Raw genomic sequence first — 24,774 nt, forward strand, 5'->3', positions numbered from 1 at the left:
GGTTTATTGTAAGTCATTACCGATGGTTCGCCCAGCGTCCGGCGAACCACCGGTACACAGTTACAATAATCCGTATCAGAGGATCCGGTGTCGGTACCGGTAGAGCAGTCCCCCGACGACGGCGAAGGGCGTGAGGAAGACGAGGAGGTACGGCGCGACGAAGGCGGCGGCGACGACGGTCGCCCGGAGGACGACGCCGACGCCCTCGACGGATTCGAGGAAGGCGGCGACGACCGACGTGTCGTACCACCGGTCGGGTGCCGGGCGGTCGGGCCGGGGTTCGGTCAGTTCGACCGTGATGGTCGAGTAGGCGACCCGCCGCTGGATGTTCTGTAACTCGGCCTCCGTGCGCTCGATTTCGGTCTGGACCTCGGAGAGTCGGCGCTCGACCGCGAGGACGTCCTCGGTGTCGTTCGCCTCCGCGTAGAGGGTCCGCAGGCGCTCGCGTTCGGCCCGGAGGTTCTCGAGCCGCGCCTCCAGGTCGACCACCTGCTCGGTCACGTCCTGGGTCGAGGTTCGGGACGCACGGACCGTTCCCTCGCGCTCGATGGCGGCCATCGTCGTCGAGAAGTTCTCCGCGGGGACCCGCAGGACGACCCGGCCCTCGGTCCAGGTGGCGTCGTCGTCGCCGCGGACCTGCTGGGCCGACTCGCCGACGTAGCCGCCCTGGGACTCCACGAGCGCCGTCAGGTTCGACCGGCTCCGCTCGTAGTCGTCGACCCGCAACTCGACGGTCCCGGTTCGGATGATCGACCGGCTCGTCGCCGACGCGGCGGCGCCGTCGCCCCCGCCATCGCCGCCGTCGCCCCCGTCGGCCTGGGCGTCGACGGCGCGTTCCTCGGCCATCGACGCCTCGGTGAGGCCGCTGTCGCCCCCGCCACCGGCGTCCGCGCCCCCGGCCGACCCGCCACAGCCGGCAAGGAGGACCAGCGCCACGAGCAACACGGTGACCGATCGGTTTCGTCGTGCCATGGGCGTCCGTACTCGGGGCCGCCCCAAAACCCCTCTCAAGGCACAAACAGCCGTTTGACACTCCGCTCCCCGCGACTATTGTTGCCACGGCGACGCTCCGGGGGAGAACTGATACTATATACGATATTTTTATCGTGACACAACGGTGAGCAACGGACATGACAGGCGAGGACGCGCCCCGCGCCCCGCGTCGGCTGCGGGCGTCGACCACGTCCGGACACGGTCCGTCCGCGAGCGTGGCGGTGAGACGGCCCGAACGGACGATCGGTGACCGCCGATGACGGCCCGCATCGAGCGGGCACGGACGGCCGTCGCCGAGGAACGAACCAGCGTCGCGGCGGAACGCGACGCCTTCGCGGCGTTCGACCGGCGGGTCGCGGAGATATCGGCAGTCGCGGCGTCGTCGTCGCCGCCGCTGCTGACCGATCCCCGGCCGTCGGGGGCGTCGCTCGAACGCGTCCGGACGGCCTACGTGGAGACGGTGATGAGCGTCCCCCACTACGAGACGGAGTACGGCGACACGGTGGCCGAGAGCCTCGCGGCGGAGTTCGGCGACGACCTCGCGGCGGCGCTCGTCGGCGGATCGGCGCTGACCCCGGAGTTCCGCGACGCCGTCCGGGCGGCGGCCGCCGCCGCGGAGCGCGAGCGCGAGGCGTTCCTCGACGTCCTCGACCGCGAGGACGCCTCGCTCGCCCGCGCGGCCGACGACCTGTCCGCGGCCTGGGCCGACCTCGTCGCCCTGGACGACCGGCCGCTGTCCGAGCAGTCGTTCGACGATCTGTACGACCTGTGGGGATCCGTTCGCGAGGTGGAGGCGCGAATCGACGGGGTCGGGATGCGCCGCCAGGAGACGATCCGGGGCCGGCGGAGCGAACTCCCGGGCGTCCCCACGGATCTGGCGGAGTACCTCTACGCCGACTGCCCGGCGAACTACCCGGTCCTCGCGGCGGTCGCGGACCGCGGACGGGCGGCGAGACGCGCCCGGCGACGGGTCGAGCGACGCCTCGCCACGACGGCCTGATCGCCCCGCCGTCCCGACGGGAAACGTTGAGGTGGCACCCTCCCCCAGTGACCGGTATGCGACCCGAAGACCTGCGTGCGGAGATTCCCGCCCTCGAACGCGGCGTCTACTTCAACACCGGCGCCTCCGGCCCGGCCCCGCGGCGCGTCGTCGAGGCGGCCGGTGACTTCCTCGAACACCACGAGTACGTCGCCCCCGTCGAGGAGGGAGCGTACCCCGCGGCCTTCGAGACGTTCGAGGAGACCCGCGAGGTCGTCGCCGACTTCCTGGGTGCCGATCCCGCGGAGATCGCACTCACCGAGAGCACGGCCGACGGCATCGCCCGGGTCGCCGCGGCCCTCGACTGGAACCCCGGTGACGTCGTCGTCCGCACCGACCTCGAACACTCCGCGGGGGTCGTCCCCTGGTGGAACCTCCGCGATCAGGGGGTCGAGGTCCGCGTCCTCGACACCGAGGCCGGTCGCCTCGACCTCGATTCGGTCGCCGAGGCCGTCGCCGACGCGCGCCTGCTCTGTCTGAACTCGATCACCTGGAATTACGGAACCCGGCTGCCGGTCGCGGAGATCGTCGAGATCGCCCACGACCACGACACGCTGGTGCTGGTCGACGGCGTCCAGTCGCCGGGGCAGGTCCCCGTCGACGTCCGCGAGTGGGGAGCCGACTTCGTCGCCGCCGCCGGCCACAAGTGGCTCCTCGGGCCCTGGGGGGCGGGATTTCTCTACGTCGACCGGTCGGTGGCCGACGGCCTCACGCCGGGGATCGCCAGCTACCGGAGCGTCGCGGACGCCAGTGCCGACGACCTGTCGCTGAAAGCCGGCGCCCCGCGACTGGAGGTGGGGACCACGTCGCCGGCGCCGTACCGCGGGCTGATCGAGGCCATCGACACGGTGGAGGCGCTCGGCTACGACACCGTCACCGGCCGGATCGAGCGCCTGACCGACCGCCTCAAGGCGGGGCTCGGGGATCGACTGCTGAGCCCCCGCGCGTACGAGTCCGGGCTCGTCACCTTCGACGCCGACGACCCCGAAGGACTGGTCGATCGCCTCGCCGACGAGGGGATCCACGTCCGGTCGCTCCCCTACCCCGACGCGGTCCGGGCGTCGGTCCACGTGTTCAACACCGCCGCGGACGTCGACGCGTTGCTCGACGCGCTGTGAGCGACGCGGTCGGCCGCCGACCACGACGATATTTACCGCGCGGACGGGAACGGGCAGACATGGCACGCCAGGAGGGCCGCCGATGAACCGACTCCACCCGCGGGTTCGCGTCGTGTGGGCCGGACAGGCCGCCATCGTCGCCGTCGCCCTCGCCGGCGTCACCGTCGCCGTCGACCGGCTGGCGGTCGACCTGCCGGTGTGGGTCCCGCCGGCCGTCCTCGTCGTCGTCCTCGGCTTCGGCGTCGGCCTCGCGCTGGCCCGCTATCGGGTCTGGCGCTACGAGGTCCGCGACGACGCCCTGTATCTCGAACGCGGCGTCTTCACCCGCGTCCGGACGGTCGTCCCCTTCGTCCGCCTCCAGCACGTCGACTCCTCGCGTGGTCCCGTCGAACGCCTCCTCGGCCTGGCAAGCGCCGTCGTCTACACCGCCGGCTCGCGGGGCGCGGACGTCCGGATCCCGGGACTGACGCCCGCCGGGGCCGACGACCTGCGGGAGCGGCTGAAGCGACTCGCCATCCGCGCCGAGGGCGACGACGCCGTATGAAGCTCTCCCCGCTCTCGGTGCCCTACCGGGTGCTCGAACGTGGCGGCAGCATCGTCTTCACCGCCGCCATCCTCTTTTCGGGGGCCTCCGCCGCCTTCGGCCCCGCCGGCGGGCCCGCCGTCGTCGCCCTCGTCGGCCTCGCCCTCCTCGCGCTGATCGGCTACGAGGTGGCGTACTACCGCCGGTTCGAGTACGCCCTCGACGGCGATACCCTCGACATCCGATCGGGGGTGATCTCCCGTCGGAACCGTGAGATCCCCCTCGGACGCATCCAGAACGTCGACATCAGTCGCAACGTCGTCCAGCGGGCGCTCGGCGTCGCCGTCGTCGGCTTCGAGACGGCCGGCGGGAGCGAGACGGAGGCGTCGCTCCGCTTCGTCGAGTTCGAGGAGGCAAAACGCCTCCAGGGCGAGATCGGTCGCCTGAAACGCGGCGACGAGGCGGAGGCGGCGGGCGAGGGTCCCGACACGACCGAACTGTTCGCGCTCACGCCACGGGAACTCGCACTCGTCGGGGCGCTGTCGTTCGACGCCCGCGTCCCGGGACTCCTGATCGTCCTCCTCTCCGGGAGCGTCCCCGCCCTGTCGTCGCTCCTGCCCGACGGGTCGAGACGGCTCCTCCTCGCCGCGGGCGTCGTCGCGCTCGCCCTCGGCGTCGTCCTCGTGGCGTGGGCGGCCGGGGCCGTCGTGGCCGTCCTCAACTACTACGACTTCCGGCTGGCGCGGATCGGGGACGAACTACAGTACGAGCGCGGGCTCCTCCGGCGCTACGACGGGTCCATCCCCCTCGACAAGGTACAGACGCTGACGGTGCTCGACGACCCCCTGAAGCGGGCCTTCGGCTACGCGTCGCTCCGGATCGAGACGGCGGGCTACGCGCCCGGATCGGGTGAGGGGGGATCGGAGGCGGCCGTCCCACTCGCGGCGCGCGACCGCGTCTTCGCCCTCGCCAACCGGATCGAAGCCGTCGGCTCGCCGGCCTTCGAGCGCCCGCCCCGGCGGGTCCGGGGCCGGTACGCAGTCCGCTATCTCCTCGCCGTCGGCGTCCTCGTCGGTCTCCTCTACGGCGTGGACCGATTCGTGGCCGGATCGATCCCCTGGTACGGCCCCGCGGCGCTCGCCCCCCTCACGCCCGTCGCCGCCCACCTCAAGTGGAAACACCGGGGCTACTGGCTCGGCGAGGACCACCTCGTCACGCGGAACGGCGTCCTCAGGCGGCGGATCAAGGTCGTCCCGTACTACCGGATCCAGACGGTGATCGACACGCGGACCGTGTTCCAGCGGCGGTGGGGAGTGGCGACCGTCACCGCCGACACCGCGGGGTCGCTCTCGTTGACCGGTCACGACGCCGCCGCCGTCGACGTCGACACGGCGACGGCCGAACGCCTCCGCCGGACCCTCGACGCCCGGCTCCGGACGGCGCTCGCCGCCCGACGCGGCTGGATCGACGACGGGCGGCCGGACGACGGCGCCAGCGGCGACGCGGACGACGAGGATGCGGACGACAACGTCGGGACGGAGAACGCGGAAGCCGGGGACGCGAACGGCGTCGACGACGACTCCTGACTCCCGGGTCACTCCGTCCGCGGGACGGCGACGGCGCCGACGACGAAGAAGGCGGCCGCGAGCACCGCGAGGACGAGGAGGGGCGCGGACGGATCGCCGCCGGCGGCGGCGGTCCGCACCCCTCGCGAGAAGTAGGTCAGCGGCGAGAACGCCGTCACCGGGCGGAACCACGCCGGGAGCATCGACGGCGGGACGAACGTCTCGGAGAGCACCCAGACGGGCAGGGCCACGGAGTTGCTGGCGGCGATGACGCCGTCCTGCGAGTCGGCGAGGCGACCGATGATCGACCCCAGCCCACAGAAGAGCGCGACGCCGACGACCACCAGCGGGACGAGCGCCAGGAGGGCCGGCCCGACGACCACCGTCGCGCCCGTCACGGCGAGGACGAGGACGAACAGCAGCAGGCCGGCCAGGCCGATGATGGCGACGTTGACGAGCGTGTGGGCGAGGAGCCACTCCCAGCGGCGGAGCGGCGTCGTCGACAGCTTCTCGAACCGGTTGCCGTCCCGGTGGCGGGCGATGGTGCTACCAACCCGCGACAGCGGCGTGAACACGACGACGACGGCGAGATAGCCCGGAATGTAGAAGGCGGGGTCCCGGGCGAAGAGGCCGCCGCCGGTCGGCCGCGTCCCCACCAGCGCCCCGAAGATCAGGATGAGGAGGACGGGAAAGAAGAAGGTGAAGAAGACGGCCGTCTTCCGTCGGACGAACGCCCGGAGGGCGGCGCGGAACGTGGCGCCGATCCGGCGTCCCCGGCTCATCCCTCCACCTCGCTCTCGACGCCGGGGCGACCGTCGCCGTCCGTCGGCACGAACGACTCGCCGGTCAGTCGGAGGTAGACGTCCGACAGGTCGGGTTCGGACCACGCGAACGACTCGACGTCGACGCCGGCCGCCTCCAGCCGCGAGACCACGTCGCCGACGTCGGCGAGTGCGACGTCGCGGACCTCCAGACGTCCGCCGTGCTCCGTCACCTCGGCGTCGAGGGCGGCCGCGAGCGCCTCCCGGTCGGCAGGGGGCGCCGCGTCGACGACCAGGCGGCTGTCGCCCCCGTGTTCGGCGATCAGCGACTCGGGGCTGCCGACGGCGACGAGGCGGCCGTCGCGGAGCAGCCCCACGCGGTCGGCGAGGCGTTCGACCTCGGCCATCGAGTGACTGGTGAGCAGGACGGTGGTGCCGCCGGCCGCCAGGTCGTCGATCAACCGCCACAGCGACCGCCGACCCGCGGGGTCGATGCCGGTCGTCGGTTCGTCGAGGAAGAGTACGTCGGGGTCGTTCACGAGTGCGGTGCCGACGCAGGCACGGCGTTGCTGGCCGCCCGAGAGCTTCTCGTACCAGGTGTCGGCGTCTTCGGAGAGCCCCACGTCGTCGAGGACGGCCGTCACGGACCGCGATTCGTCGTAGAGACCGGCGTAGTAGGTGACCAGTTCGCGGGCGGTGAGTCGGTCCGCCGGGTGGAACGACTGCGGGAGCAACCCCACGCGGGCGTCGTCGACGTCGGCCGGTGGGACGCCGAGCACCCGGACCGTCCCATCACAGCGCGTCGTGCCCGTAAGCGCCCGCACTAGCGTCGTCTTCCCGGCGCCGTTGGGCCCGACCAGCCCGAACACCTCCCCTTCGGGAATCGACAGCGAGACGCCGTCCAGCGCGACGACGTCGCCGTACTGCCTGCGCACGTCCTCGGCGACGAGTGCCTCTGCCTCGGCCATGTCCGAGGGTTCGCGGGGGGGACGGGGTAAGGGTTCCCTTTCGTCCCGTTCGCCGGGAGTCATCACCGGGGGTTCGCCGGGCTGTCCTGGCGACCCAGCGACATACGGGACGCGGTCTCAGACCCGGCCGCGGACCGTCGTGACGAGTTCGTCGGTGTCGTAGTCGCCGTCCGCGTCCTTGTCGTAGATGGTCTCGCCGTCGACGTGAACCCGGAAGACACCCTTGTCGCCGGTCTCCAAGGTCACGGCGTCCAGGTCCTCGCCCAGCGACGTCAACAGCGCGTGCTGGATCGTCTCGGCGCGGTCGAGGAAGCCACAGGGGACGCAGTACTCGATCGTCACGTTCGTCATGGTCGATCGTTGGGAATGGGTGGAGTTAAATCCCGGCTCCGACGCCCCGTCCGGTCACCTCTCGATCCGCGTGTGACCCGTCCGGCGGCGCTCGACGAACGCCCAGTCGATATCGACTCCGAGGCCGGGGCCGTCGGGGACGGCCATCCGCCCGTCGTCGTCGACCGACTCCGGCTCGCCCTCGAACCCCTGGTTCAGGATCCAGTCGCTCCCGGGATTGCGCAGGCCGTGTTCGAAGAAACTGGAGTTCCTGAGCGCGCTCATCAGGTGCATGTGTGCGGGACCGCCGAGCAGGAGTTCGACGTCGAGGCCGAACGACTCGACGGTCTCTGCGATCTTCAGCGCGCCCGTGATGCCGCCGTCGAGGTGGGCGCTGGCGCGCACGAGGTCGGTCGCCTCGGTGGCGAGGCTGTTCGCCACCCCGTAGGGGCCGGTCCGGACGTGTTCGAGGCCGAGCATCGGCGTGTCGAGTTCGTCGACGAGTTTCCGGACCGCCCGCTCGCTCACGCCGCCGTCGTGGAAGGGATCCTCGTACCAGCGGAAGTCGAGGTCGTCGAGCGCCCGTCCCACTTCGAGGGCGTCGGCGTAGGTCCGGTAGAGGCTGGAGGCGTCGAGCATGAGCGCCATCCGGTCGCCGACCCGATCCGCGAGCGCCTCGCAGATGGCGACGTCGACGTCGGGCCGCACCTCGGGGTGGCCGTGGAACTTGAACCCCTCGTAGCCCCGGTCGAGACACTCGGCGGCGAAGTCGGCGAACGCCTCGGGGCCGTCGAGGCCGCCGTTGTCGTCGACGAAGGTCGTCGAGGCGTAGGTCGGGAGGGCGTCGCGCCCGCCGCCGAGCAGCGTCGAGACGCTCGCGTCGTGGTGGGCGCCGGCCAGGTCCCAGAGCGCGACGTCGATCGGCCCGACGCCGAAGTGGTCGGTGTGGCGAAGCGCCCGCCAGCAGTCCTGCCAGATCTCCCGCCGTTCGAGCGGATCCCGGCCGAGGACGTGCTCCTCGGCCACCATCCGGATCTGGGCGACCATCGGCGGCGTGAACGCGAACCCCCGGTAGTGACCCTCAGTGCCGTCGGCGGTGCGGATCGTCAGCACGAAGCCGGGCGGTTCGAGCGTGGAGTCCGGATCGTACACCCAGTTGCCGCCGACGGTCCCCGTCCGCTCGGCCGCGTAGTCGAACTCGTGGATCTCGATCTCGTTTATCCGCATCGGCGGCATGTCGGGAGCCGAACGCAAAGTGCTTGCGACGCCGTCACACGCTCCGGTGCGGGACGGCGTTACTCCGGTCGTGGGCGACTCAGGTTCTGCAACACCCCGTCACATACCGGACAGGCGGGCGGCGACGACGCGCTACAGAGCCGCTCGCCGCACTCCAGACACTCGTAGAGCTGTTCGTCCAGGTCACAGGGGGCAGGATCCGATGGTGTGGGCATTCTTTCATCAGCTTGGATATGTGCCGTGTTAACTCTTGTCGATGTCTCGGCGGAGTGGACGTTCGTTCGATTCCGACGGGAGCGAGCCGTTTTTGTATCGGTGAGGTGACGTTCCGGCGCTGTCCCCGCGTGGTTCCCTCCGACCCTCAGAGACGTGGCCGTACGCCCTCATCGGCGGCGTGGCGTCGATTCCCCCGACCGTCGGCGCCTACTGGCTGTCGGGCATGGGCAGCGATTTCTCGCTCGACATGGTGGTCGTCGGCGGCCTGCTCGCCGGCTACCTCGCCGGCGGATCGACCGTCGACGGCACCGCCGCCGGCGTTCGGGCCGGCGTGATCGGTTCGGCGCCGGGCGTGGTCTGGATCCTGGGCCAGACCGTTCCGGCCGCGTTCGGGGCGGGCGGACCGGTCGCCTTCCGCGTCGCCGCCGTCGGCCTCGCCGTGGGGAGCGGCGTCCTGCCGCCCCTCATCGGCGCACCCGGTGGATTCCTCGGCGGCAAGGTCGGCGGCTGGCTGGCCGGGAAGACGGGCCGGCGACGGTCGGCGCCGGTCTGAGCCTCACACTGTTTATCGTAAGTCATCACCGGTGATTCGCCAGAACGGTTCGGCGAACCACCGGTACACAGTCACAATAAACCGTATCAGTCGAGGTACTTCTCCGTACAGCCACGGAGGGTGCCCGAGACGCCCCGGACGTACAGACCGATCGGGTCGCCGCCCACCTCGCTCACGCAGGCGAGCGCCGCCCGCGCCGGTCGAACCTCGCCGTGGCGAGCGCGCACGGCGGCCGTCCCCTCGCCCGCCGCGGCGTCGAAGGAGAAGCGAAGCACCCGGAGGTCGGCGTCGGCGCTGCCGGCGTCGCCCAGCAGGTTGCCCGCGGCGTACCACACGGCCCGCTGGAAGTCGCTCCGCGTGAGCGACGCGTCGGGTCGCGTCTCCAGGGCCACCGCGAGGTAGCGCCACCGCGGCCGGAGGTGTTTGGGAAGGTGTTTCATCGGCTCCCCCCGTCGTCCTCGTACGGCCCCCGTTCGACGCCCGGTTCGACGAACGACTCGGACCGGCGGTGGCGGTTGCGCCCCGCGAGCGCCCCCCACTCCCGTAGCCCCGCGCGGACGGTGTCGGGGTCGAACCCGATGGTCTCGCCGACGGCGACGAGTTCTCTCGGCGCTCGCAATCCCAGACGCGAGGGGGCGCCGGCGCTGACGACGAACGGCGCGTCGGCGTCGACGACGAGTTCCCGGAGTTTCCGCAGGTCGCGGAGTGCCTGCACCCGCGGACCGCCCGTCGACCGGAGGACGGGGCCGAGGTCGAACTCGATCCGGACGCCGTTCTCGGCGGCCCGGTTCGCCAGGACGTGGTTCACGTCGCCATCGTCGGCCATGGGGCGGGTCAGCACGTCGACGCGTTCGTTCTCGACCGCGAACCGGTTGAGGCGGTCGGTGCCGCCACGGACCGCGAGGACGGTGTGGTTCGGGCGTCGGCCCCCGACCGCGCCGCTCGCGCGCTCCGGGTCCGGCGCGACCACCTCGACGCCGTCGACGACGTCGATGCCCGACGCGTCGCGGAGGGCGTCGTGCTCGGGCGTCGCGTCCCGGGCCAGGACGACGACGCCCTCGAACCCCAGCCGCGCGGCTCGCTCGACGACGTCCGTCGCGGGGGAGTCGCCGTCCGGGGCGACGTGGACCGCCTCGTACATGGTCGTTCCGAGTCCCCCCGGGCGCTTGGGGGTTGCGCTTTAGCCGACCAGCGCCGCGAGCGCGTCGCCGAGCGCCGCCGCCGACCGCTCCACCTCGGCGATCCGGACGTACTCCCGGTCGGCGTGGGCGACGGGCCCCCGCTCGTCGGCGAGGACGCCGGGGCCGAAGACGACGGTCGGCGCGGGCGAGAAGTAGGAGGCCTCGGTGGCGGCGGTGAAGGGACGGACCGTGCCGGCGTCGCCGTCGGTGGCGCGGGCGGCCGCGTCGGCGAGGTGTCGGACGACCGGTTCGTCGGCGTCCGTCGCGAACGCTTCGAGGAAGGGCGTCGGGCGCTCGGTCAGGTCGAACGCGACGCCGACGGGGTCGGGCGTGGCGTCGTCGACGGCCCGCTCTAGGGACTCGCGGAAGCCCGCCGCGGACTCCGGCGGGACGCTCCGCCGGTCGACGGTGATCGCACAGGTCGCGGGCACCTGGTTCGTCGCCTTCCCGCCCTCGACGACCGTCGGCGTGAGCGTCGCCGGGCCGAGCGACGGGTGGGGGTCGCGGTCGGCGTCGAAGGTGCGGACGGCCGACAGCGCCCCCTCCGCGGCGGCGACGGCGTTGACGCCGCTCTCGGGTTCGGCCGCGTGGGCGTTCGTCCCCGAGAGGGTGATCGTGCCCTCGAACCGGCCCTTCGCGGCCGTACAGACGTCCAGCCCGGTCGGCTCGCCGACGACGTAGGCGTCGCCGGTCGAGGACTCGACGCCGGGGAGGGCCGACAGGTCGAGCGCCGCCGCGCCCGTGGAGTACACTTCCTCGTCGGGTGTGACCGCGAGGGTCAGCCGTCCCGCTTCGGGGTCGGTCCCGAGGAAGGCGTCGAGGATGGCCGCGAGCGGCCCCTTCGCGTCGCAGGCGCCGCGCCCGTGGATCACGCCGTCCTCGCGGCGGTAGTCGACGTGTGGCGACACCGTGTCGACGTGGGTGTTCAGGACGACGTGTGGCGACCCCGCTCCTCTGGTGGCGAGCGTGTTGCCCGCGTCGTCGACGTGGGGGTCGACGCCGGCCGAACCGAGCGTCTCGACGAGGAACTCACGCATCTCCGTCACGTCCTCGTGGGACTCGATGCGGACGGCGGCATCGAGGAAGTCGACGGGGTCGAAGCCGTCGGTCACTCGGGGACCTCCAGTTCGGTCGCGAACTCGCGTTCGACGGGGCCGGTCAGCGTCGCCGGACCGTCGTCGGGGACGACGATCACCAGGTCGCCGCCGGGGGGCGAGACGCGGACCGGGCCCTCGGTGTCGAGGCGGCCGGTGCGCCTGGCCGCGGCGACGACGGCCACCGCGCCCGTCCCGCAGGCCAGCGTCTCGCCCTCGACGCCGCGTTCGTAGGTCCGCTGCCGGTAGGCCTCGGGCGCGCCGGGCGCCCCCTCGACGGCGTCGTCGTCCAGATCCACCCGCGTGGCGAGCGTGACGTTCGCTCCCTCGGGGAAGATCGCGGCGTGGCGAACCGGCGGGGCGACCGCCGTCAGGTCGACGGCGTCCACGTCGTCGACGAACGCGACGGCGTGGGGGACGCCGGTGTTCACCGCGGTGACGGTCAGGCCCTCGATCGGCGTGTCGATCAGCGGCCCGCCGGCGTCGCGGGCGAGGGGCACGTCCGCGGGTTCGAAGGACGGGCGGCCCATCTCGACGGTGACGCCCTCGTTCCGGACGACGGCGTGTCGGTCGCCCGCCGGCGTCTCGACGATCACCTCGCGGGCACCCGTCTCGCGGGCCGCCCACGTCGCGGTGATCCGCGCCCCGTTGCCGCACATCTCGGCTATCGAGCCGTCGGGCTGGACGAGCGTCATCGTCACCCGGACGGGCGAGGCCGACGGATCGAGGTCCAGAAAGAGGACGCCGTCGGCGCCGGTCCGCTCGCCGCCCACGCCCGTCTCGCGGTCGCAGTGCGTCCGGGCGAAGGCCGCCCGGTCCGCCACCGGGGCGTCCGCAGCGACGACGAGGAAGTCGTTCTCCGTGCCGTGGTACTTCTCCGCGGCGACGGCCGTCATCGCTCTACCTCCAGTGCGGTGACGTCGGCGATGGTCTCTCGCTCGCGGGCGAGTCGCGTTCCGTCCCCGTCCCGAACGACCTCCGCGGGTCGGGGCCGGGAGTTGTACGTGCTCGCCATCTCGTAGCCGTAGGCGCCGGCGTTGCCGACCGCGAGCAGGTCACCCCGCCGCGGTGAGGGCATCGATCGCCCCTCACAGAACAGGTCGGCCGTCTCGCAGACCGGGCCGGCGACGGTGACCGGTCGCTCCGGCCGGTCGTCGGTCAGGTTCCGGATGGCGTGGTAGGCGTCGTACATCGCCGGCCGGAGGAGCGTCGTCATGCCGGCGTCGACGCCGGCGACGACGGGAACCGCCCCCGTCGCGCCCGCGTCGTCGACCGGCTTCACCGTGTTCACCCGCGTCAGGAGGACGCCGGCGTCGGCGACGACGTAGCGGCCGGGTTCGACGGCCAACTGGGCGTCGACCGCGCCGAGTGCCTCCCGTGTCGCGTCGGCGACGGCGGGGAGGTCGAGCGGCGGTTCGTCCTCGCGGTAGGGGACGCCGAAGCCGCCGCCGACGTCGACGAACTCCAGGTCGCCCACCTCGCGGGCGAGTTCGCCCATCCGGGCGACGAGTTCGCGGTGGGCCGACAGGTCCTCGCCGGAGATGCCGCTGCCGGCGTGCGCGTGGATGCCCACCACGTCGAAGTCGGCGCGGGCGTCGGCCACCACCTCGGCCGCGCGGTCGTAGGGGACGCCGAACTTGGCGTGGCCGCCCGTAGTCACCTTCTCGTGGTGGCCGGCGCCGACGCCGGGGTTCACCCGGACCGCCAACCGACCGTCGAAGCCGCGTTCCCGGAGTCGGTCGAGGGTGTCCCGCGCGCCGGCGACGACGGTCAGGTCGGCCCCCGCCCGCCAGCGGTCGACGACGACGTCCAGGTCCGCGGCCGGCGGGTTGACCGCGGTGTACTGGATGGCCTCGAACCCGGCGTCGAGGGCGCGGACCACCTCACCCGCGGAGGCACACTCGGCGCCGAGTCCCGCCTCGCGGACGGCGTCGAGGACGGCCCGGCCGGTGTGGGCCTTCACCGCGTAGCGCACGTCGGCGTCGGGGAAGGCCGCGCGCAGGCGGGCGGCGTTCTCCCCCACCCGGTCGCGGTCGGTGACGTACAGCGGCGTGTCGTACTCGGCGGCCAGGTCCCGCAGGTCGGCGGCCGACCAGTCGGCGAGTCGTCGCACGGCGGGGCCGGTGTCGGCCGCCTCCCCGCTCATTCCCGGAGCGCCTCCTCGCGCCGCGTGGCGTCCCGTGTCTCCGCCTCGATGTCCATCGCGACGACGGCGGGCTTGTACGCGCCGCCGGCGAAGAGGTCGTGGTCGCCGATGGAGGACTCGACCATCCGGGTGAACGCCCGGCGCTCCGGGGGTAGACGGCCGTAGATGACCTCCTCCTCGACGAGGTCGTAGACGGGGATGCGCGGCGAGAGCAGCGTGTTCTCGCCGACGACCGTGTTCTCGCCGACGACGAAGCCGCTCGTGACCCGACAGCCGGCGCCGAGCGAGACGCCGTCCTCGACGATCACCGGCGCGTCCTCGACCGGCTCCAGTACCCCGCCGATCAGCGTGTTCGCGCCGAGTTTGACGTTCTCGCCGATCTGGGCACACGAGCCGACGGTGTCACAGGAGTCGACGAGCGTCCCGTCGCCGACGTGTGCGCCCACGTTGACGAAGGAGGGACTCATCATGATGCAGTCGCTCCCGAGGTAGGCACCGCGGCGGATCGTCGTCCCATCGGGCGTGTTACGGGTGCCGCGTTCGCCCAGGTCGCCCGTCTCGCGCAGGGGGAGGACGTCGTGGTAGTCGACGCCGCCGTAGGAGCGGGCCTCGGTGGCCCGCAGGCCGAAGTTGAGCAGGATGCCCCGTTTGACCCACTCGTTTACCTCCCACTCGCCGTTCCCGGCCGACGGCCGGGAGCCAGCCGAGGTTCCCTCGGCGCTGCCGCGCTTCTCGGCGGCGCGGACCTCGCCCGCCTCCAGTGCGTCGAGGAAGGCATCGAGCGTGTCGTAGTCGTCGGCGGTCGCCGTCCCGGCGTCCACGTCGTCGTCGTCGTAGCGCTGCCACAGGTCGGATACGTCGGCTTGCAGTGTCATAGTGCGTCCTCGAAGTCGTATTCGCCGGCCTGGCGGCCGACGAGCCACTCCGCCGCGTCGAGCGCGCCCGCGGCGAAGACGCCGCGGGACTCGGCGCGGTGTGTGAGCGTCAGTACCTCGTGGTTCCCCGCAAGTAGAAGTTCGTGTTCGCCGGTGACGTCGCCCGCCCGGCGCGCGTGGACGCCGATCTCGCCGTCCTCGCGGGGCTGTTCGCCCTCGCGGCCGTGGACACGGTCCGCGTCGGGCGAGGAGTCACGCTCCTCGCGCACCTCGTCCACGTCGTCGAGGAGGGTCAGGGCGGTGCCCGAGGGGGCGTCCCGCTTGCGGTTGTGGTGGGTCTCGGTGAGTTCGACGTCGTAGGATGGCACCGCGGCGACGGCCTCGCGGACGGCCCGCCGGAGCGCCGCCACGCCGCGCGCGAAGTTGGCCGCCCGGAGGACGGGCACGGATTCGGCGGCGTCGGCGAGGACGGCCAGCTGTGACTCCGAGAAGCCCGTCGTGCCGACGACGGCGGCGACGCCGGCGTCGGCGCAGGCCTCGACGTACCGGGTGCTCGGGTCGGGGAGGGTAAAATCGACCAGGACGTCGGGATCGCGCTCCGCGAGCAACGCGGGGAGGTCGGCCTCGTCCTCGACCGGGACGCCGGCGACGGGGCCGACCGACGTGCGGTTGACCGCGAGGGCGACGTCCACGCCGTCGCGGTCGGCGGCGGCCTCGATCACCTCGCGGCCCATGTGGCCGCCGGCGCCGGTGACGGCGACATCGATCACGGCTCGGCCTCCACCGGACCGAGATCCGCGAGGATCGCTTCGAGGTCGTCGCGGTACTCCCCGGAGAGGCGGGTGAGCGGCGAGCGGACCGTCCCGGGGCCGTAGCCGCGGATGGCCATCGCCTCGTTGACCGGGATGGGGTTGGTCTCCCAGAACAGGGCGCGCATCAGCGGGCCGAGTTCGTGGTGACGTTCCCGTGCGTGTTCGAAGTCGCCGTCGAGCGCCGAGTGGACCAAGTCGACGGTCCGTTCGGGTTCGACGTTGGCGACGACGCTGATGGTTCCCGTCCCGCCGACGGCGAGGGTGGGAAGGATCAGGCCGTCGTCGCCGGCGAGCACCGAGAAGTCCTCGTCGCGGGTGCGCTCGACCACCTCGGAGACCTGGTTCAGATCGCCGCTGGCGGCCTTGTAGCCGAGGATGTTGGGGTGGGTGGCGAGTTCGACGGCGGTGTCGGGGGTGATGTTCCGGCCCGTCCGCCCGGGGACGTTGTAGACGATCTGTGGGAGGTCGACCTCGTCGGCGATGGTGCGGTAATGCTCGATCATCCCCGCGGGTTCGGGCTTGTTGTAGTACGGCGAGATGAGGAGGAGCCCGTCGGCGCCGGCGTCGGCCGAGCGCCGGGAGAGCGAGAGCGCCTCGGCGGTGTTGTTCGAGCCGGAGCCGGCGATGATCGGCACGTCGTCGCCGACGGCGTCGACGACGGCCTCGACCACCTCGATGTGTTCGTCGTGGGAGAGGGTCGCGCTCTCGCCGGTCGAGCCGACGGGCACCAGCCCGTCGACGCCGGCGTCGGCGAGCCGTCTGGCGTCGGTTCGGAGCGTCTCGAAGTCGATACTGCCGTCCGCGTGGAACGGCGTGATCATGGCGGGATAGACCCCGCGGAACTCGGATAGCGTCATTGTCGGATGGGTGTCGTCTGCGCTGTTAGTCGTGTCGGAACGGGTCGGTCGTCGGCGGTCACCCGGGACGGGGTCGCCACCCCCGCCACGAGCGGAGCTACCGACCGCGTTTTTTCAGGAGAGCCGCGAGGCCACCCGTCGCTGCCGACCGGCGTGCGGGTTCGGCGACGACGCGTGGCGGTATCACGTGCGAATAGGGACACGCGGCGGATTTATAGTTTGTGTCCGCGGCCGACCATCACTCGGTCCGGTCGACCGTCAGCAACACGACGCCGAACAGGAAGAGGAAGACGACGCCGATGGGGATGGGGATGCCCGGGAACCCCCGGGAGAGGAGGAAGTACGTCGCCGCCGCGAGGACGACTCCCGTCGCCAGGAGGAGGGTCCCGAGGAGTCGGACGGGGTCGACGGGCCAGGATTCGGCCCACGCCTCGCGGCGGTAGTAGACGGCCGAGACGACGAGGGCCGCGGCGAAGATTCCGGCGCCGACCGTCCACAGCCGATAGGGGAGTTCGAGCGCCTGTCCCCCCTGGAAGGCCGTCGCCGTGAGGGGGTCGACGACGGCGATGCCGGCGGCGATGGGGACGCCGAAGGTGTACCGGACCTGGAAGAGTGGAAAGCGGACGAACAGGAGGGCGCCGTCCCCGAGGTTCGCGAACGTCACGTTCCACGGGATCAGCGCGGCGAACCACGTGGTCAGGACGGCCAGTTCGCCCGCGTACTCCGACCGGACCCACATACCGTCGCCGAGGGCAAGCCGGTCAATAAACCCCTCGGCGTCCGTCCCGACGGACCGCCGAAACCCGGTTGCGGTCGCGGGGCGTTACGTTCATACCGCCTGAACACAAAAGCGAGGATACGGAATGAGGCGTGACCACTTCGAGTTGGAAGCACACAACGTCGACTGGGTGGAGACCGGGGACGAACCGGCCGAACCCCGCGTCGTTATCGACTTCCACGGACCGAAAGAGACGTTGACGGAGCGGCTGACCGATGCCGAGGGAGACCTGCTGGGGGCAGAGGAGACGGACGTGACTTTCCGCTTGCAGGACTCGCTCGATACGCCCGACGCCACGGGGGTCGTCAGCGTCACCGATCGGATCACCGGCGACTTTCTCCTCGAACTCAACGAGGAGGCCGACGACGTCCTGCGATTCGTTCGTGCCGCCCGGGAGTACGGCCAGTCGACCGACGGCGACGCGGGTCGCTACAGCGTCGTCCTCCGCATCGACGGCGAACCGCTCGCCACCTACTCGAAGAGTACGTTTCTCGTCTACGACGCCAACGGGAGCCTCCTCCGGTCGAAGAGCCTGATCCCCTCCGGCGTCGAACTGTAGATTTAGGTTCCTGGCCGCGTAGGCGGTACCCGTGCGAAACGTCACCGACCGCGTCAGCAACCCGTTCGGCATGGACCCGCCCTGCGAGCGGAACGTCCCGGGATACGGGGACGCGAACGCCCACTTCCACGTCGTCGGCGACCACCCCGGCGTCCACGGGGGTGCGGAGACGGGCGTCCCCTTCACGGGAACGCCCGCCGGTCGACGCCTCCAGCGGGCGCTCCACGACGCGGGCCTCCTCCGATCCACCGGCGACGAACCGACCGTCGAGAACACGTTCCTCTCCTATCTCCACACCTGCGTCCCGGAGGGGGAGCCGACCGACGACGACTACGCGGCGATGGAACCCTTCTTCGACGCCGAACTCCGAGCCATCGCGGCACACGTGCTCTTTCCCGTCGGCGAGCGTGCAACCGAACACGTCGTCGAGATCTGTACCGCCCACGACGTCGACGCCCTCGACGTCGCGACGCTCCACGCGACGGAACTGCGCGGGAGCGGGTGGCTCGTGCTGCCGATCCGGGAGCCGTCGGACTGGGAGTCCGACGACGCCGGCCGCCTCGTCGACGCCATCGACCGCCTCCGGTCGACCGACTACCGGCGCGAGACCGACCTCGGGCGCTTCGTCGCGGGCAACGATCCGTATCTCGTCCGATGAGCGTCATCGTTCGGGCCGAACGTCCACGGGAACCCGTTTCAAATATGATATACGAGTACTCAGCTCACAGTTTGTGGAAGGTATTGGTCCGATCGACAGACTTTTTAGCACAAATGTAAACCTAGTAGATGACGCGAACGGCCTTCGGCCCGACGCGTCACGTATCGCAGAGCACATTGCGAGTCTGGTGCTCCTCGCAGTGGCTTGGTCAGTCGGGAGACCACCTCGCGTGGTCCCGTACGTTCTCCGTTCGGGGGACGCCATCCCGGCGTCGCCCGTTCGTTGGGCACCCGACCGTTCGGCGGGCCGACACGGTTACGAAACCTTGAAACGCCAACCGCCGGTAGCGTTGGGTATGGAACTGCGGGTCATCGAGAAGACCGACGAGGAACTACGCATGGAGATCGCCGGGGAGGATCACACGTTCATGAACGTCCTCAAGGGGGCGTTGCTGGAGACCCCGGGCGTCACGGCCGCGACCTACGACATGAACCCCGAACAGTCCGGCGGACAGACCGAGCCGATCCTCTCGATCAAGACCGAGGACGGGACCGATCCCCTCGACGCCGTGGGCGACGCCTCGCGGCGGGTCCAGGGCCTCGCGGACGACTTCGTCGCGGCCTTCGACGCGGCGGCCTAGAGCCGAACGGGGATCCCGCGGTCGTCGAGATACTCCTTGACCTCGCGGATCGTGTACTCGTCGAAGTGGAAGATGGAGGCCGCGAGTGCGGCGTCGGCGCCCGCCTCGGCGAACACCTCGCGGGTGTCCTCGGGACCGCCACACCCCGACGAGGCGATGACCGGCGTCGAGACGTTGTCACAGACCGCCCGCGTCAGCGGGATGTCGTAGCCTTCCTTGGTGCCGTCGGCGTCGATGGAGTTGACGAACAGCTCGCCCGCGCCCCGGGATTCGACCTCCCGGGCCCACTCCACCACGTCGACGCCGGTCCCCTCGCGGCCGCCCTTGATCGTACACTCGAACCAGCAGGACTCGCCGTCGATCCGCTCGTAATGTTCCCCCTGCTCGTCGTAGCGGCGGCGGGCGTCGACGCTGATGACGATACACTGACTACCGAAGGCGGTCGCCCCGGCGTCGACCAGCTCCGGGTTCTCGATGGCCGCGGTGTTGATCGACACCTTGTCCGCGCCGGCCCGGAGCGTCTCCTTGATGTCCTCCCGGGTCCGGATCCCCCCGCCGACGGTCAGCGGGATGAACACCTCGTCGGCCACCTGCTCGACGACGTGGAGCATGGTCTCGCGGCCCTCCGCGCTCGCCGTGATGTCGAGAAAGACGAACTCGTCGGCCCCCGCCTCGTTGTACCGACGGGCCATCTCGACCGGGTCGCCCGTATGCTTCAGGTCCTCGAAGTTGACGCCGGTGTACACCGCCGGGTTGCCGTCCTCGTCGAGGTCCACGTCGATACAGGGAATGATGCGCTTGGTTACGGCCATCCGTATCCCGGGCTACGACGGGCCCGGTCAAAGGCCGTTCGGTAGTCGACGGCGTTCATCCCGTCGGCTGTAACCGTTTCGAGACTTACGTCCAACGTATCAGGTGTATTTTTGTAACGCGACGCCCGAGGGGCACCCATGGCCGATCACGTCGACGATCACGCGGACCACGAGCACCACCCTCACGGCGAGGACGAGGCCGACGAAGGACGCGTCACCTCGCCCATGCAGGAGTTCACGACCGGACAGGCCGGCGTCGGGTTCGTCGTCCTCCTCGTCGGCCTCGCGGTCACGTTCGGCCTGCCGCTGTTCCTGTGACTCATCGGCCGACACGGAAGGCGTAGCCGAGCAACGCTGCGAACACGAGTAACCCGACCGTCGTCTCGGGCGCGAACCGGAGCGCGAGCGCCAGCAACAGGACGACGGCCGCGGCCAACAGCACGAGGGCGGCGTCGAGTCGCCGCCGGAGGGAACGATCGTTCACGGCGGTTCACGCGCCCCGATCCACCTAAAACCGACGAGCGGCCGCTACGCCAACTCGTCGTCGATCACGGCCCGCAGGTCGCGAATCCCCGCGGCGTCGCGCGTCAGTCGCTCGTCGCCGACCGACACCACGAGTTCGCCGCTCGTCGTCGCCGCGCCCAGATCCCGCACGGGGACGTCGCCCGCCGCCTCGCGTACGGCGTCGGGGTCGGTCGTCTCGACGACGACCCGGCCGGGCGTCTCGTCGAACAGCGCGTCGACGCCCTCGACGGTCGCACTGATGCCCGCCTCGGCGCTCACCATCTCCGCGAGCGTCACCGCGAGGCCGCCGTGGCTCACGTCGTGGGTCGCGAGCGTCGAGTCGAGGTTCGCCACCGTGCGGACGGCCTCGACCGTCGCCGGCGCGTCCGCGGGCAGGGCCGGGAAGCGGTCGCTCCCGCCCATGCGTGCCAGGAACTCGGAGCCGCCGAGGGCACCGCCGCGTGCCCCCACTTCGAGGAGGGTCCCCTCGCCCGTGACCCCGAGCGGCGGGGCGTCGTGGCCGTCCCGGACGCCGATCATCGCCACCGTCGGCGTCGGTGGGATGGGGCCCGTCACCGAGTCGTTGTACAGCGAGACGTTGCCGCCGACCACGGGGACCGAGAGGTCGCGACACATGTCGGCCAGGCCGTCGACGATGGCACCGAAGCCGCCGTAGACGTCGGGTTTCTCCGGGTTGCCGCCGTTGAGGCAGTCGACCGCGGCGTGGGGTCGCGCGCCCTTGGCCGCGAGGTTGGTCGCGTTCTCCAGCGCGACGGCGCGGGCGCCCTCGTAGGGGGCGGTGTCCGTCCACGCGGGGATCGCTCCCGCCGAGAGCGCCAGGCCCGTGCCCGCTTCGCGGATCGCCATCACGGCGGCGTCGTCGCCCGGCCGGCGGGCCGTCCGCGTTCCGACCTCGTGGTCGTACTGGCGGTAGACCCACGCCTTGCTCGCCGTGTTGGGGCTGGCGACGACGGCGTCGAAGGCGGCGTCGAGCTCCGCGTCCGGGCGGTCGCGCGGGGGTTGCTCCGGCTCCGCCATCGCCAGGTCGTTCATCGGCGCGCCGTCCGCGAGGAACTCGGCGGGGACGTCGACGACCGTCTCGCCCCCGAACGTACAGACGTAGTTGCCTTCGCGGACCTCGCCGATGACCGAACAGCCCAGGTCGTAGCGATCGGCGATTTCGGCAACCCGGTCGACGTCCTCGGGGCGGACCTCGTAACACATCCGCTCCTGGGACTCCGCGAGCAGGATCTCCAGAGCCGACATGTTCGGCTCGCGCTGGTGGACCGCGTCGAGTTCGATGTCGGCCCCCAGGCCGCCCTTGGCGACGAGTTCGCTGGAGGCGCCGCCCAGTCCGGCCGCGCCCAGGTCCCGGGCCGATCGGATCAGGTCCTCGTCGATCAGCGCCTCGTTGGCCTCGATCAGGAGTTTCTCCGTGTAGGGGTCGCCCACCTGCACCGCCGGGCGGTCCTCCGTCTCGGCGTCCTCGCTCAGGTCCTCGCTGGCGAAGGAGGCGCCGCCCAGGCCGTCGCGGCCGGTGGCGTTGCCGACGAGGACGAGTTTGTTCCCCGGGCGCTTCGCCTCGGCGGTGACGAGGCGGTCCTCGGTCACTAGACCGACGCAGGCGACGTTCACCAGCGGGTTGCCCTCGTAGCCCTCGTGGAACTCGACGCTCCCGCCGACAGTGGGCACGCCGATGGCGTTGCCGTAGTCGGCGATACCCTCGACGACACCCTCGAAGAGGTAGCGGGAGTGTTCGCGGTCGAAGCCGCCGAAGTAGAGGGAGTCGGTCAGGGCGATGGGGTACGCGCCCATCGAGAGGATGTCGCGGACGATGCCGCCGACGCCGGTGGCCGCGCCGTCGTACGGGTCGACGTAGGAAGGGTGGTTGTGGCTCTCGACGCCCATCGCGACGTAGGTCTCCTCGGCGTCGTCGCCGTACTCGGGCAGCGAGACGACCGCGGCGTCGTCGCCGGGGCCGACGACGACCTGGTCGGCCTCGCTGTCGAACGCCGACAGGAGCGGCCGCGAGGAGCGGTAAGCGCAGTGTTCGCTCCAGAGGTTCTCGAAGAGCGCCGCCTCGGCGGGCGTGGGGTCCCGCCCGAGTTCGGCGGCGACGAGGTCGTGATCCGGATCGGACAGGCTCATTCACCTCCGTCTTTCGCGCTGTGGGGGTAATGTCTTTCCATGTGCGCCACTCCCGCCGTCCCGGACGGTTCGGACCGGCGGCCTTTTTACCGCCGGCACCGCACAGTACGACCGTGTTATCGGTCGAGTTGCACACGCACTCGTCGCTGTCACACGACGGCCGGGACCCGGTCGACCACCTGCTCGAGCAGGCGCAGTCGATCGGCTTGGACGCCTTGGCCGTCACCGACCACGACGAGATCGACGCGAGCCTCGACGCCGTCGAGAAGGCCGCCGACTACGGCCTGATCGGCATCCCCGGCATGGAGATCACCTCCGCCGCCGGGCACGTCCTCGCGTTCGGGATCCGGGAGGCGATCCCCGCGGGCCTCCCCTTCGAGGCGACGCTCGACCGCATCCACGACCAGGGCGGCATCGCCGTGGTCCCCCACCCCTTCCAGTCCTCGCGTCACGGCGTCGCGCCCCACGTCTCCACCGAGGCCCTCGCCAGCGCCGACGCCATCGAGGTGTACAACTCCCGGCTCCTGACCGGGCGGGCGAACCGCAAGGCCGAACGCTTCGCCGAGGCCCACGGCCTCCCGATGACCGCCGGAAGCGACGCCCACATCGCCGAGATGGTCGGCCAGGCGACCACCGAAGTCGGCACCGACGACCGTACCGCCGCGGGCATCCTCGACGCCATCGCCGCCGGCCGGACGAGCGTCGTCGGTCGCCGCACGCCCTGGCACATCAGCTTCAGACAGGCCGCCGGCGGGGCGAAACGACGGATGATACGGGCGCTCGGCGACCTGCTGTGACCGTGCTCCGCGGCGCCGACCCCGCGACCGTCCGCCGCGCCGTCGAACGCGCCGATCCGCTCCCCGGAACCCACGGGTTCGCCGGCGCGCTCGACGGCCGTCTCGTCCGCGACGTCCTCGGTCGCCAGCCGCTCTTCGGCACGCCCGAAAACTGGGGGTTCTCCCCCGACGACGCCGCCGGCGCGACGCCGGTGCCCGCGGGCCACGTCAGGGAGCGCCGGAACGGCGAAACCGTCGATCGGCGGGTCTGGTCGCTCCCCGACCCGGCGGTCTCGACCGACGATGCAGCGGCCCTCGCGGCCGTCGAGCGCGCCGTCCGGGAGTCCGTGACCGCCGTCGACGGGGCGGCGGACCTCGCCGTCGCCTTCTCCGGCGGCGTCGACTCCGCACTGGTGGCGGCGGGCGTCCCCGACGCCCCCTGCTACGTCGCCGGCTTCCCCGACGCCCACGACGTGGCCGCGGCGCGGGACGCGGCGGCGGCGATGGATCGGGACCTACGGGTGGTCGAACTCGACCACGACGCCCTCGAACGCGCGGTGCCCGAGGTGGTCGCCGCGACGGGGCGGACCGACGCCATGACGGTCGGCATCGCGCTCCCGCTGTATCTGGTCGCGGAACGCGTCGCCGCCGACGGCTTCGACCGTCTCGCGCTCGGCCAGGGGGCCGACGAACTGTTCGGCGGGTACGCGAAGGTGGTCGACCCGGCAGACGACGACCGGGTCGACGCGACGACCGTCCGCGGCGCGACCCGGGAGGTGATCCGGTCGTTGCCCGGCCAGCTGGAACGCGACACGCTCGTCCTCCGGGCCGCGGGCGTGACCCCCGTGACGCCGCTGCTCTCCGACCGCGTCGTCGGGGCGGCCCTTCCCCTCCCGGGCCACCTCCTCGCGACGCCCGACGAGCGGAAGGTGGCGCTCCGTCGGGCGGCCGCCGGCTGGCTCCCGGGGCCGGTCGTCGGCGCCGACAAGAAGGCCGTCCAGTACGGCAGTCTGGTCTCCCGGGAGCTCGACCGGCTCGCCCGGCAGGCGGGGTTCAAACGCCGGATGGATCGCCACGTCGACCGGTACGTCGAGTCGCTGGTCGACGGGACCTAGTCGGCCGCCACCGCGATGGCCTCCAGGCCCAGCTCCCGCACGTCCGCGTCCACGTCGGCCTCGCGCAGGGCGGCGGGATCGTACCAGGTCCACGCCTCAGGACCCGGTTCGCCCGGTGCGGGGTCGATCCGTCGGCCGTCGACAGTCGCGTAGTAGACGTGGTCGACGTGCTGGTGACCCACCTCGCCGTCACAGACGTTCACGTCGGCGAGCATCAGATGTCGAGGCCGGGGAACGGCTCGCGCCGTCGACGACGACACGTCCGCGTGGTCGGTCAGGAGCGTCGGCTCAAGCCCCGTCTCCTCGCGGGCCTCCCGCAGCGCGGCCTCGTGGGGGAGTTCGCCGCGTTCCAGGTGCCCCCCGGGCGGAAGCCGGAGGCCGAGTCCCGGGTGGTCGTGCAGCGCCGTCGCCCCGTCGGCGACGAGATACACCGTGGCGGTGAAATGTCGCGTCCGTTCCATGGCCGGGGAACGGACGGGGGACGTATCGGCCTTCCGACCGGATACCTTTTTTACAG

At 71.6% G+C, this 24,774-nt stretch carries 29 protein-coding genes and 1 pseudogene; 11 read left to right on the top strand and 19 right to left on the bottom strand.

Annotation, left to right across the window (positions count from 1 at the left end):
• Positions 1–75 precede the first annotated feature (75 nt).
• The gene (locus NO364_RS04670; protein ID WP_257628662.1) at positions 76–972 is read right to left on the bottom strand and encodes a DUF4349 domain-containing protein; all 897 of its coding nucleotides are present in this window, start codon (positions 970–972) and stop codon (positions 76–78) included.
• A 277-nt stretch (positions 973–1,249) separates the two neighbouring features.
• On the opposite strand from NO364_RS04670, the gene NO364_RS04675 reads away from it, so the two are divergent.
• The 4 genes from NO364_RS04675 (at position 1,250) to NO364_RS04690 (ending at position 5,259) form a co-directional block, all read left to right on the top strand.
• On the top strand, positions 1,250–1,993 hold the full coding sequence (locus NO364_RS04675; protein WP_257628663.1) for a DUF7260 family protein: 744 nt from the start codon (positions 1,250–1,252) through the stop codon (positions 1,991–1,993).
• Positions 1,994–2,049: 56 nt separating this feature from the next.
• Positions 2,050–3,150 (top strand): aminotransferase class V-fold PLP-dependent enzyme, encoded by a 1,101-nt coding sequence (locus tag NO364_RS04680; protein WP_257628664.1) that lies wholly within the window; start codon positions 2,050–2,052, stop codon positions 3,148–3,150.
• Positions 3,151–3,232: 82 nt separating this feature from the next.
• Positions 3,233–3,694: a PH domain-containing protein gene (locus NO364_RS04685; protein WP_257628665.1), complete on the top strand. Its 462-nt coding sequence runs from the start codon at positions 3,233–3,235 to the stop codon at positions 3,692–3,694.
• Positions 3,691–5,259 carry a PH domain-containing protein gene (locus NO364_RS04690; RefSeq protein WP_157688273.1) on the top strand — a complete coding sequence of 523 codons (1,569 nt, stop codon included), beginning with the start codon at positions 3,691–3,693 and terminating at the stop codon, positions 5,257–5,259. Before NO364_RS04685 ends, NO364_RS04690 begins: the two co-directional genes overlap by 4 nt.
• A gap of 8 nt (positions 5,260–5,267) precedes the next feature.
• On the opposite strand, the gene NO364_RS04695 is transcribed toward NO364_RS04690, so the two are convergent.
• From NO364_RS04695 to NO364_RS04715, 5 genes are all read right to left on the bottom strand, one after another.
• A complete protein-coding gene (locus tag NO364_RS04695) occupies positions 5,268–6,020 on the bottom strand; it encodes an ABC transporter permease (RefSeq protein ID WP_257628666.1) in 753 nt (250 codons plus the stop codon).
• Complete coding sequence (locus tag NO364_RS04700) at positions 6,017–6,967, bottom strand: ABC transporter ATP-binding protein (protein ID WP_257628667.1); 951 nt, start codon at positions 6,965–6,967, stop codon at positions 6,017–6,019. The genes NO364_RS04695 and NO364_RS04700 overlap by 4 nt, the downstream gene beginning before the upstream one ends.
• Positions 6,968–7,084: 117 nt before the next feature.
• Positions 7,085–7,318, bottom strand: coding sequence for an Rdx family protein (locus NO364_RS04705; protein WP_157688276.1), 234 nt, complete (start codon positions 7,316–7,318; stop codon positions 7,085–7,087).
• Between the two features lie 54 nt (positions 7,319–7,372).
• Positions 7,373–8,524 carry an enolase C-terminal domain-like protein gene (locus NO364_RS04710; protein ID WP_257628668.1) on the bottom strand — a complete coding sequence of 384 codons (1,152 nt, stop codon included), beginning with the start codon at positions 8,522–8,524 and terminating at the stop codon, positions 7,373–7,375.
• Between the two features lie 68 nt (positions 8,525–8,592).
• Positions 8,593–8,748: a rubrerythrin-like domain-containing protein gene (locus NO364_RS04715; protein ID WP_157688278.1), complete on the bottom strand. Its 156-nt coding sequence runs from the start codon at positions 8,746–8,748 to the stop codon at positions 8,593–8,595.
• Positions 8,749–8,867: 119 nt separating this feature from the next.
• Here NO364_RS04715 and NO364_RS04720 point away from each other — a divergent pair, with 119 nt between their 5' ends.
• Positions 8,868–9,302 carry a DUF5518 domain-containing protein gene (locus tag NO364_RS04720; RefSeq protein ID WP_257629141.1) on the top strand — a complete coding sequence of 145 codons (435 nt, stop codon included), beginning with the start codon at positions 8,868–8,870 and terminating at the stop codon, positions 9,300–9,302.
• 92 nt (positions 9,303–9,394) lie between these two features.
• Here NO364_RS04720 and NO364_RS04725 read toward each other — a convergent pair.
• From NO364_RS04725 to NO364_RS04765, 9 genes and pseudogenes are all read right to left on the bottom strand, one after another.
• A pseudogene (locus NO364_RS04725) lies at positions 9,395–9,742 on the bottom strand (Rpp14/Pop5 family protein); the annotation flags it as partial.
• Complete coding sequence (locus tag NO364_RS04730) at positions 9,739–10,443, bottom strand: RNase P subunit p30 family protein (RefSeq protein WP_257628669.1); 705 nt, start codon at positions 10,441–10,443, stop codon at positions 9,739–9,741. The gene NO364_RS04730 and the pseudogene NO364_RS04725, both read right to left, overlap by 4 nt.
• A 39-nt stretch (positions 10,444–10,482) precedes the next feature.
• Positions 10,483–11,595 (bottom strand): M20 family metallopeptidase, encoded by a 1,113-nt coding sequence (locus NO364_RS04735; protein WP_257628670.1) that lies wholly within the window; start codon positions 11,593–11,595, stop codon positions 10,483–10,485.
• The gene (dapF, locus tag NO364_RS04740) at positions 11,592–12,473 is read right to left on the bottom strand and encodes a diaminopimelate epimerase (protein WP_257628671.1); all 882 of its coding nucleotides are present in this window, start codon (positions 12,471–12,473) and stop codon (positions 11,592–11,594) included. Before dapF ends, NO364_RS04735 begins: the two co-directional genes overlap by 4 nt.
• Positions 12,470–13,723 carry a diaminopimelate decarboxylase gene (lysA, locus tag NO364_RS04745; protein ID WP_257628672.1) on the bottom strand — a complete coding sequence of 418 codons (1,254 nt, stop codon included), beginning with the start codon at positions 13,721–13,723 and terminating at the stop codon, positions 12,470–12,472. Before lysA ends, dapF begins: the two co-directional genes overlap by 4 nt.
• A complete protein-coding gene (locus NO364_RS04750) occupies positions 13,720–14,598 on the bottom strand; it encodes a 2,3,4,5-tetrahydropyridine-2,6-dicarboxylate N-succinyltransferase (protein ID WP_257628673.1) in 879 nt (292 codons plus the stop codon). The genes lysA and NO364_RS04750 overlap by 4 nt, the downstream gene beginning before the upstream one ends.
• Positions 14,595–15,368 (bottom strand): 4-hydroxy-tetrahydrodipicolinate reductase, encoded by a 774-nt coding sequence (gene dapB / locus NO364_RS04755; RefSeq protein WP_157688285.1) that lies wholly within the window; start codon positions 15,366–15,368, stop codon positions 14,595–14,597. Before dapB ends, NO364_RS04750 begins: the two co-directional genes overlap by 4 nt.
• Complete coding sequence (dapA, locus tag NO364_RS04760) at positions 15,365–16,267, bottom strand: 4-hydroxy-tetrahydrodipicolinate synthase (protein ID WP_257628674.1); 903 nt, start codon at positions 16,265–16,267, stop codon at positions 15,365–15,367. The genes dapB and dapA overlap by 4 nt, the downstream gene beginning before the upstream one ends.
• Positions 16,268–16,505: 238 nt before the next feature.
• A complete protein-coding gene (locus NO364_RS04765; protein WP_257628675.1) occupies positions 16,506–17,006 on the bottom strand; it encodes a DUF7549 family protein in 501 nt (166 codons plus the stop codon).
• Positions 17,007–17,130: 124 nt separating this feature from the next.
• On the opposite strand from NO364_RS04765, the gene NO364_RS04770 reads away from it, so the two are divergent.
• The 3 genes from NO364_RS04770 to NO364_RS04780 all read left to right on the top strand — a co-directional run bounded on the left by NO364_RS04770 (position 17,131) and on the right by NO364_RS04780 (position 18,902).
• The gene (locus tag NO364_RS04770; protein WP_157688288.1) at positions 17,131–17,604 is read left to right on the top strand and encodes a DUF5793 family protein; all 474 of its coding nucleotides are present in this window, start codon (positions 17,131–17,133) and stop codon (positions 17,602–17,604) included.
• A gap of 31 nt (positions 17,605–17,635) precedes the next feature.
• On the top strand, positions 17,636–18,262 hold the full coding sequence (locus NO364_RS04775) for a uracil-DNA glycosylase family protein (RefSeq protein ID WP_257628676.1): 627 nt from the start codon (positions 17,636–17,638) through the stop codon (positions 18,260–18,262).
• 355 nt (positions 18,263–18,617) lie between these two features.
• On the top strand, positions 18,618–18,902 hold the full coding sequence (locus tag NO364_RS04780; RefSeq protein WP_257628677.1) for a DNA-directed RNA polymerase subunit L: 285 nt from the start codon (positions 18,618–18,620) through the stop codon (positions 18,900–18,902).
• On the opposite strand, the gene hisF is transcribed toward NO364_RS04780, so the two are convergent.
• A complete protein-coding gene (hisF, locus tag NO364_RS04785) occupies positions 18,899–19,714 on the bottom strand; it encodes an imidazole glycerol phosphate synthase subunit HisF (protein ID WP_157688291.1) in 816 nt (271 codons plus the stop codon). The genes NO364_RS04780 and hisF overlap by 4 nt on opposite strands.
• Before the next feature lie 138 nt (positions 19,715–19,852).
• On the opposite strand from hisF, the gene NO364_RS04790 reads away from it, so the two are divergent.
• Positions 19,853–20,032, top strand: coding sequence for a DUF7550 family protein (locus NO364_RS04790; protein ID WP_157688292.1), 180 nt, complete (start codon positions 19,853–19,855; stop codon positions 20,030–20,032).
• Between the two features lies 1 nt (position 20,033).
• On the opposite strand, the gene NO364_RS04795 is transcribed toward NO364_RS04790, so the two are convergent.
• Together NO364_RS04795 and purL are read right to left on the bottom strand one after the other, a co-directional pair.
• Complete coding sequence (locus NO364_RS04795; protein ID WP_199243726.1) at positions 20,034–20,198, bottom strand: hypothetical protein; 165 nt, start codon at positions 20,196–20,198, stop codon at positions 20,034–20,036.
• A 44-nt stretch (positions 20,199–20,242) separates the two neighbouring features.
• Positions 20,243–22,366: a phosphoribosylformylglycinamidine synthase subunit PurL gene (gene purL, locus NO364_RS04800; RefSeq protein WP_257628678.1), complete on the bottom strand. Its 2,124-nt coding sequence runs from the start codon at positions 22,364–22,366 to the stop codon at positions 20,243–20,245.
• Between the two features lie 113 nt (positions 22,367–22,479).
• On the opposite strand from purL, the gene NO364_RS04805 reads away from it, so the two are divergent.
• Positions 22,480–23,163, top strand: a complete 684-nt coding sequence (locus NO364_RS04805; protein WP_257628679.1) for a PHP domain-containing protein — start codon at positions 22,480–22,482, stop codon at positions 23,161–23,163.
• Between the two features lie 2 nt (positions 23,164–23,165).
• Entirely contained in the window at positions 23,166–24,257 is a 1,092-nt protein-coding gene (locus NO364_RS04810; protein ID WP_257629142.1) for an asparagine synthase C-terminal domain-containing protein, read from the top strand.
• Here NO364_RS04810 and NO364_RS04815 read toward each other — a convergent pair.
• On the bottom strand, positions 24,254–24,718 hold the full coding sequence (locus NO364_RS04815; protein ID WP_157688295.1) for an NUDIX hydrolase: 465 nt from the start codon (positions 24,716–24,718) through the stop codon (positions 24,254–24,256). The genes NO364_RS04810 and NO364_RS04815 overlap by 4 nt on opposite strands.
• Between the last annotated feature and the right edge of the window lie 56 nt (positions 24,719–24,774).

The organism is Haloplanus salinarum, assembly GCF_024498175.1.
GTDB lineage: Archaea > Halobacteriota > Halobacteria > Halobacteriales > Haloferacaceae > Haloplanus > Haloplanus salinarum.

Coding starts and splice junctions, on each gene's coding strand:
- NO364_RS04790 (WP_157688292.1), top strand. CDS start 19,853: ATGGCCGATCACGTCGACGATCACGCGGACCACGAGCACCACCCTCAC.
- NO364_RS04730 (WP_257628669.1), bottom strand. CDS start 10,443: ATGTACGAGGCGGTCCACGTCGCCCCGGACGGCGACTCCCCCGCGACG.
- NO364_RS04675 (WP_257628663.1), top strand. CDS start 1,250: ATGACGGCCCGCATCGAGCGGGCACGGACGGCCGTCGCCGAGGAACGA.
- NO364_RS04765 (WP_257628675.1), bottom strand. CDS start 17,006: ATGTGGGTCCGGTCGGAGTACGCGGGCGAACTGGCCGTCCTGACCACG.
- NO364_RS04770 (WP_157688288.1), top strand. CDS start 17,131: ATGAGGCGTGACCACTTCGAGTTGGAAGCACACAACGTCGACTGGGTG.
- NO364_RS04685 (WP_257628665.1), top strand. CDS start 3,233: ATGAACCGACTCCACCCGCGGGTTCGCGTCGTGTGGGCCGGACAGGCC.
- NO364_RS04680 (WP_257628664.1), top strand. CDS start 2,050: ATGCGACCCGAAGACCTGCGTGCGGAGATTCCCGCCCTCGAACGCGGC.
- NO364_RS04705 (WP_157688276.1), bottom strand. CDS start 7,318: ATGACGAACGTGACGATCGAGTACTGCGTCCCCTGTGGCTTCCTCGAC.
- dapA (WP_257628674.1), bottom strand. CDS start 16,267: ATGACGCTATCCGAGTTCCGCGGGGTCTATCCCGCCATGATCACGCCG.
- NO364_RS04700 (WP_257628667.1), bottom strand. CDS start 6,967: ATGGCCGAGGCAGAGGCACTCGTCGCCGAGGACGTGCGCAGGCAGTAC.
- NO364_RS04715 (WP_157688278.1), bottom strand. CDS start 8,748: ATGCCCACACCATCGGATCCTGCCCCCTGTGACCTGGACGAACAGCTC.
- NO364_RS04710 (WP_257628668.1), bottom strand. CDS start 8,524: ATGCGGATAAACGAGATCGAGATCCACGAGTTCGACTACGCGGCCGAG.
- NO364_RS04670 (WP_257628662.1), bottom strand. CDS start 972: ATGGCACGACGAAACCGATCGGTCACCGTGTTGCTCGTGGCGCTGGTC.
- NO364_RS04815 (WP_157688295.1), bottom strand. CDS start 24,718: ATGGAACGGACGCGACATTTCACCGCCACGGTGTATCTCGTCGCCGAC.
- NO364_RS04780 (WP_257628677.1), top strand. CDS start 18,618: ATGGAACTGCGGGTCATCGAGAAGACCGACGAGGAACTACGCATGGAG.
- lysA (WP_257628672.1), bottom strand. CDS start 13,723: ATGAGCGGGGAGGCGGCCGACACCGGCCCCGCCGTGCGACGACTCGCC.
- NO364_RS04695 (WP_257628666.1), bottom strand. CDS start 6,020: ATGAGCCGGGGACGCCGGATCGGCGCCACGTTCCGCGCCGCCCTCCGG.
- dapF (WP_257628671.1), bottom strand. CDS start 12,473: ATGACGGCCGTCGCCGCGGAGAAGTACCACGGCACGGAGAACGACTTC.
- purL (WP_257628678.1), bottom strand. CDS start 22,366: ATGAGCCTGTCCGATCCGGATCACGACCTCGTCGCCGCCGAACTCGGG.
- NO364_RS04690 (WP_157688273.1), top strand. CDS start 3,691: ATGAAGCTCTCCCCGCTCTCGGTGCCCTACCGGGTGCTCGAACGTGGC.
- hisF (WP_157688291.1), bottom strand. CDS start 19,714: ATGGCCGTAACCAAGCGCATCATTCCCTGTATCGACGTGGACCTCGAC.
- NO364_RS04750 (WP_257628673.1), bottom strand. CDS start 14,598: ATGACACTGCAAGCCGACGTATCCGACCTGTGGCAGCGCTACGACGAC.